Annotated in this window: 1 rRNA gene; it reads left to right on the plus strand. The window is 58.3% G+C overall.

What is annotated here, in order from left to right:
- Positions 1-90: ribosomal RNA gene (locus OO47_RS33040) — 16S ribosomal RNA — on the plus strand; the annotation flags it as partial.
- Positions 91-415: the final 325 nt, after the last annotated feature.

Consider the following 415-nt stretch of genomic DNA (forward strand, 5'->3'; position numbering starts at 1 on the left):
GGGAGGGAGCTGTCGAAGGTGGGACTGGCGATTGGGACGAAGTCGTAACAAGGTAGCCGTACCGGAAGGTGCGGCTGGATCACCTCCTTTCTAAGGAGCACAGCACCGATTGCGAGCAAACGTCTCGCACGGTCAGCTCATGGGTGGAACGTTGATTAGTTGGCACAGGGACGAGCAAGGAACCCGTTAGTACTGCTTCGGCGTGGAACACGGATCTTCTTCAAGTCACTGTGCCTGGCACGTTGTTGGGTGTCTGAGGGTACGGCCGTCTGGTCGTCCTTCACGGATGCCGGCCCCAGTGAACCTGGCCTGTATGGGTCAGGGTGGTGGGTGGCTGGTCGTTGTTTGAGAACTACACAGTGGACGCGAGCATCTGTGGCCAAGTTTTTAAGGGCGCACGGTGGATGCCTTGGCA

It is taken from the genome of Streptomyces bikiniensis, from assembly GCF_000716625.1.
In the GTDB taxonomy this organism is placed as follows: Bacteria; Actinomycetota; Actinomycetes; order Streptomycetales; family Streptomycetaceae; genus Streptomyces; species Streptomyces bikiniensis.